Origin of the sequence: Corallococcus exercitus, assembly GCF_003611585.1 — a bacterium.
GTDB classification, from domain to species: domain Bacteria; phylum Myxococcota; class Myxococcia; order Myxococcales; family Myxococcaceae; genus Corallococcus; species Corallococcus exercitus.
Window position 1 is genome coordinate 1 of the sequence record NZ_RAVW01000609.1, and the last position, 4,205, is coordinate 4,205.

Below are 4,205 nucleotides of genomic sequence, written 5' to 3' on the forward strand. Positions count from 1 at the left end.
ACGCGCCTTATCGTCGGCAGCGTCAGAGGTGTATAAGAGACAGGGCCTGGGCTTCTGCGGCTTCGTGTGGGTGACGCTGGGCAGCCAGCACGGCCACGAATACCTCGCGGCGTGGCTCATCGAGAAGAGCCTCAGCCTGGACAACGTCTTCGTCTTCCTCGTCATCTTCCGCAGCCTGAACGTGCCCCAGCGCTACCAGCACGAGGTGCTCTTCCTGGGCATCTTCGGCGCGCTGGTGTTCCGGGCCCTGTTCATCTTCGTGGGGGCGGCGGCGCTGCAGCGCTGGGGCTGGGTGTCGTACATCTTCGGCGCCATCCTGCTCGTCACCGCGTGGCGCGTCCTGCGCGAGGACCCGTCGAAGCAGGAGGACAACCGCGTCGTGAGCTGGCTGTCGAAGAGGCTGCCGGTGACGGACCAGGTGGAGGGGCCGCACTTCCTGGTGAAGCACCAGGGCCGCAGGCTCGCCACGCCGCTCCTGCTGGCGCTCGTGGGCCTGGAGGTGACGGACATCCTGTTCGCGGTGGACTCGGTGCCGGCGGCGTTCTCCGTCACCACGGACACGTTCATCCTCTACAGCTCCAACGCCTTCGCCATCCTGGGGCTGCGCGCGCTCTACCTCGTCATCGCCGGGGCCGTGGGGCAATTGAAGTACCTGCACTACGGCCTGGCGGGGGTGCTGGCGTTCGCGGGCGTGAAGATGGTGGTGGAGGAGTGGGTGCACATCCCGCCGCTGCTGTCGGTGGCCATCATCCTCGCGGTGATTGGCGGCGCGGTGGGGGCCAGCCTCGTGCACCGGCGCTCCGGGCGTCAGGTGGAGGCCTGACGCCTCAGGGCGTGGGCAGGCCCGCGGTGCCGACGGCCTCCAGGGGCTTCGCCATCAGCTCGTCGAACGTGGGGTTCGCCGCCTTCGCGATGCGCTCCGCGTGCTTCTTCAGCAGGGCGGCGTTGGCGTCCTTCACGTCCTTGCCCGAGGCGAGCTCCAGCTGGGTGATGTACTTGCGCAGCCCGGCGCGGCGCTGCTCCAGCTGCAGCCGCTCGGCCTCCGTGAGCTTCGGGTCCTCCAGCTGCGGCGCCAGCGCGGCGAGCTGCGCCTCCAGCTGCGCGAGGTTCGTGGGGTCCGACGCCTGGGGCACCGCCGCCACGCCCGCGTCCGGCACCGCCTCCGGCGGCGGGTACACCACGGCGGTGAGGCGGCGGAACTCCTGGGGCGACATGCGCTGCGCCTCCAGGTTCTGGAGGAGCACGGTCTGCGCCTTGCCCATCATGCGCATGGAGGCGCCAGCGGCCTGGATCATCGCGCGCCGGCCCCCGCGGTTGAGCTCCTGGCCGTGCGTCCGCATGTACTCGAGCGACTACTTCTCCAGCACCTGGTAGGCGGGCAGGGTCGCCTCGCGCACCGCGAGGTAGGTCTCCAGCCGCGCCTCCTCCAGCCTCAGCACCTTGCCCGCGGGGGGAGGCTGGAAGGGGTAGCGGGCGTTGAGGTCCGCGGTCCGCTGGGCCCGGGCCTGGGTCTGCGCCAGCACCTCCATGCCGTCGCCCCCCATCTGGCCGTTCGCCCAGTAGCCCGTCGCGACCAACCCTCCGCCCACCAGGAGCAGCCCGCCGACACCCAGCCCCACCCCGAGGATCCACTTCTTGTTCATGGCGCCGCTCTCCTTCCAAGAAGGGCGGGCCCGCCCGCCGTCGGAGCCCTTCTGGGAGCCCCTTTGCTACCCGGGCCGTCCCTCCAGGGCAAGCGCGCCCCGGAAGGCGCCGCTTCAGTCCCGGGGGGGCGGCCGGCGCGGCAGCTGGACGAGGAAGGTGGTGCCGTCCTGGAGGTTGGAGCGCACGCGCAGCCGGCCGCCGTGCGCGTCCACGATGTGCTTCACGATGAACAGCCCCAGCCCCAGCCCGTGGGCGGTGCGGTTGCCCTCGCGGGACTCCGCGCGCTTGAGGGGCTCGAACAGGTGCGGCAGCAGGTCCCGGGGAATCGGGTGTCCCTGGTTCTTCACCGCGAGCGTCACCGCCCCCGGCTGGCCGCGCAGCCGCACGCGCACCGGGCAGAAGGGGTCGCCATAGGCGAGCGCGTTGTTCACCAGGTTGGTGATGACCTGCGCCAGCCGGTCCGGGTCGCACCACAGCCGGGCGTCCCCCCGCCCGTCCACCTCCAGGCGCCGGTCCGGGTGGGCCTGCTGCACCTCGTCCACCACCTGGCGCACCAGGTCCAGCAGGTCCACGTCGCGCGGGGCCATGGGGATGCCGCCGCCCAGCCGGGCCTGGGTGAAGTCCAGCACGTCGCGCAGCATGCGGTGCGCGCGCTCGGCGCTGGAGAGGATGCGGGTCACCGCTTTCTGGTCCCGCGGGTCGGCGTCCTCGCGCTTCGCCAGCGTGGTGGCCGCCATGGTGATGGCGGAGATGGGGTTGCGCAGGTCATGGCCCACGATGCCGATGAGCAGCTGTTCGAACTCCGCGCGGCGCTTCGCCTCGGCCTCGGCCTCGTGCCGGCCGGTGACGTCCTGCATGGCGCCCACCATGCGCACCGGGCGGCCCTGGAGGTCCTTCACCACGCGGCCCCGGTCCTCGACGAAGGCCCAGGTCCCGGCGCCCCGCCTGAGCCGGTACTCGGCCTGCCAGTGGCCCTCCGGGCTCTCGATCGCTTGCCGCAGCTGCCGCGTCACCCGCTCGCGCTCGTCGGGGTGCAGGCTGGCCATCCACCACGCCATGTCCATGACGGGCGTCCCGCGGGACGTGTCCAGCCGGAGGATGCGCGGAGCCATCTCGCTCCAGTGGAGCTCATCCGTCACCAGGTCCCAGTCCCAGATGAGGTCGCGGGTGGCCTGGGTGGCCAGCCGGTAGCGCGTCTCCGACGTGCGCAGCTCCTGCTCCGCCCGGCGCCGCTCGGTGATGTCCAGCGACACGCCCGACACGCTGACCACGCGCCCTCCCGCGTCGAACACCGGCAGGAGGCGGACCTCGAACCACACGCCCATGAGGTACAGCTCCGTGGACAGCCGCTCCCCGGCCAGCGCGCGCAGGATGACCTCCACCACGTCCCGCCGGTCCCGGAAGACCTCGAAGACGGAGCGCCCGCGCATCACCTGGGAGGACACGGCCGTGGACGTCACGCCCTCGCCCTCGAAGAGCGTGAACACGCCCTGCATGTCGAAGGCCCACAGCACGACGGGCAGCTGGGTGAGCACGCGCTGGAGCTGCTCGCGGGCCTCGTCGCGCTCCTGGCGCAGCGTGCGCGTGGCCGTGATGTCCGTGGACACGCCACAGAGCGCCCACGGCTCCCCCTCCACGACGCTGGGCAGGGGGAACTTCATCGTGTGGTAGAGGTGCGGCCCGTCGGGCTGGAGCACCTCCTCGTCGAACACCAGCGGCGCCGTCGCCGCCAGCACCCGGCGGTCATTGTGCCGGAAGCGCTCCGCCGTCTCCCGGGGGAACAGCTCGAAGTCCGAGCGCCCCAGCACCGCCGTGCGCTCGTGGCCGGAGATGACCTCGAAGGGATGGTTGATGAAGAGGTACCGCCCGAGCGCGTCCTTCGCGTAGATGGCGGCCGGGGCGTGGTCGAGGATCTCCTGCAGCCGCAGCTCCCGGGAGTGCATCGCCTGCTCGTGTTCGTGGAAGTAGTGGGACACGGCCTCCGTCAGGCTCCGGTCCAGCGCGCGCCAGAGCGTGCGCAGCTCGTCCGTGCCGAGCGGCCGGTGGGACGCATCCAGCACCTCCAGGATGGCCTCGCGCAGCAGGCCGTACTCCTGCACCAGCGTCTCCACGCGAGCGCCGGACCGGAAGCGCCGCAGTCCCAGCTCCCGGGCATCCGCCCAGACCGCCCCCTGGGTCCACGCCTCCACGGCCCCCTGGCGGAGGACGAGCGCGAGCGCGTCCACCAGCTTGAGCATTCCCTGCAGCCGCTCCTGGAACTCCGCGGACCTGCCCGGCGGGGCCGGCTCCAGCCGAGCAGCCCAGCGCCGGAGGATGTCCTCGCGCCGCCCCGCCACGAGGTCCGCGAGCGAATCCGTGGTGGACGCGACCGGGTTCATGCCGGTGCCCCGGAGACACCGGTCGGACAAGGCAGGCCGCCTGCTGTCGGAAGAGTGAATGTCACCGTTCCCCTGCTCCCTGGACATGGCCGGAGTGGAGAGAAGATGGGCATCGCGCGCCGTGAAATGGATGGGGCCTGCGGGAGGAGGTGGGGTGGGTTGCCCACCTCTGGGATGGAACCC

4 protein-coding genes are annotated in these 4,205 nt (G+C 71.7%); 1 reads left to right on the top strand and 3 read right to left on the bottom strand.

Annotation, left to right across the window (positions count from 1 at the left end; all coding sequences use genetic code 11):
- Window positions 1-823 (top strand): TerC/Alx family metal homeostasis membrane protein (locus tag D7W79_RS46575; RefSeq protein ID WP_120530388.1); only part of this gene is annotated, 823 nt, incomplete at its 5' end.
- A 4-nt stretch (window positions 824-827) separates the two neighbouring features.
- Here the strand turns inward: D7W79_RS46575 and D7W79_RS39540 are convergent.
- The 3 genes from D7W79_RS39540 to D7W79_RS39550 all read right to left on the bottom strand — a co-directional run bounded on the left by D7W79_RS39540 (window position 828) and on the right by D7W79_RS39550 (window position 4,022).
- Window positions 828-1,340: a hypothetical protein gene (locus tag D7W79_RS39540; RefSeq protein ID WP_120530386.1), complete on the bottom strand. Its 513-nt coding sequence runs from the start codon at window positions 1,338-1,340 to the stop codon at window positions 828-830.
- A 12-nt stretch (window positions 1,341-1,352) separates the two neighbouring features.
- Window positions 1,353-1,643, bottom strand: a complete 291-nt coding sequence (locus D7W79_RS39545) for a hypothetical protein (protein ID WP_120530387.1) — start codon at window positions 1,641-1,643, stop codon at window positions 1,353-1,355.
- 114 nt (window positions 1,644-1,757) lie between these two features.
- A complete protein-coding gene (locus D7W79_RS39550; protein WP_120530389.1) occupies window positions 1,758-4,022 on the bottom strand; it encodes a PAS domain-containing sensor histidine kinase in 2,265 nt (754 codons plus the stop codon).
- Window positions 4,023-4,205 lie beyond the last annotated feature (183 nt).